1 protein-coding gene is annotated in these 1,643 nt (G+C 69.2%); it reads right to left on the reverse strand.

Annotation, left to right across the window (positions count from 1 at the left end; all coding sequences use genetic code 11):
• A partial coding sequence (locus ACFVHV_RS43770) for a condensation domain-containing protein (RefSeq protein ID WP_380359480.1) occupies positions 1-1,643 on the reverse strand: 1,643 nt, incomplete at both ends.

Consider the following 1,643-nt stretch of genomic DNA (forward strand, 5'->3'; position numbering starts at 1 on the left):
ACCTGGAACAGCGGATGCACGGAGGCCGAACGGACCGGGTTCAGCTCCTCCACCAGCCGCTCGAACGGCACGTCCTGGTTGGTGAACGCCGCCAGATCCGTGTCACGGACCCGGCCCAACAACTCACCGAAGGACGGCTCACCCGACACATCCGTCCGCAGCACCAACGTGTTCACGAAGAACCCGACCAGCTCGTCCAACGCCTGGTCCGAACGCCCCGCCACCACCGTCCCGATCGGAACATCCGTCCCCGCACCCAGCCGCGACAGCAGAGCCGCCAACGCGGCATGCAGCACCATGAACAGCGTCACCCCGTGCCGCCGGGCCAACCCCTCCAGCTCGGCGTGCAGTTCGGCATCCAGCCCGAACTCCACCCGACCACCCGCACGCGACACCACCCCCGACCGAGGCCGGTCCAACGGCAACGCCACCTCCTGCGGCGAATCCCGCAGCACCTCCGACCAGTACGCCAACTGCTCACCCACGACCTCACCCAGCAGGTCGTGCTGCCACAGCGAGTAGTCCGCGTACTGAACGGCCAACGGCTCCCACTCCGGCGCCAGCCCCGCCAACCGCGCCCGATAGGCCGACGCCACCCCCTCCCACAACGGCCTCATCGACCAACCATCAATAGCGATGTGATGTGAGGTCAGCGACAGAACGGACTCACCCTCACCGTCGCCGAGCGTGAACAGCACCAGCCGCAAAGGAAGTTCGGTGGAAAGATCGAACGGCGTGAACGCAGCCGTGCGCATCTCCTCGTGCAGCGCATCACGTCCGCACTCCACGACCGTGAACGGGACGTGGGCGTCGTCGGCGGGCAGCACCAGCTGGCGGGGCTGACCGTCGACCGCCGGGTAGACCGTGCGCAGGGCCTCGTGCCGGCCCACCACGTCACCGATCGCCGCACGCAGAGCCTCGATGTCCACCGTGCCGTGCAGCCGGAACGCGAAGTGACTGTTGTAGGCCGCCGACGCTCCCTCCAACTGGTCGAGGAACCACAACCGCTGCTGGGCGAACGACAGCGGCAGCACCTCCGGCCGCACGCCCGCCACCAGCGCCGGACGCGCCGGACGCCCCTCCTTCAGCTTCTCCACGACACCCACCACCGTGGAGGCGTCGAACAGGTCACGGATCCCGAGCTCGGCATCGAAGGTACTGCGGATCCGGCTGATCAACCGGGCCGCGAGGAGCGAGTGGCCGCCCAGGGCGAAGAAGTCGTCATCGATGCTCACCGACGGCACACCGAGGACCTCCGCGAAGATCGCGCACAGGATCTCCTCCTGCACGGAGCGCGGGCTCCGTCCACCCTGGTCAGCGGTGACGGCTGCGGGTGCGGGCAGGGCGCGCTGGTCCAGCTTGCCGTTCGGCGTGATCGGCAGCGCCTCCAGCACCACCAGCGCCGAGGGAACCATGTGCCGCGGCAATCGCCCCGTGGCGAAGCCCCTCAGCTCATCCGGATCGACCACCCGGCCGGTGACCGGCACCACATAGCCGACCAGACGCTTGTCCCCAGGACGGTCCTCCCGCGCCACCACGGCGGCCTGCGCCACCGCCTCGTGCGCCTGCAGCACCGCCGCGATCTCCCCCGGCTCGACCCGGAACCCCCGGATCTTCACCTGGTCGTCCGCACGCCCCACATA

The organism is Kitasatospora sp. NPDC127116 (assembly GCF_042677365.1).
GTDB classification, from domain to species: domain Bacteria; phylum Actinomycetota; class Actinomycetes; order Streptomycetales; family Streptomycetaceae; genus Kitasatospora; species Kitasatospora lactacystinica.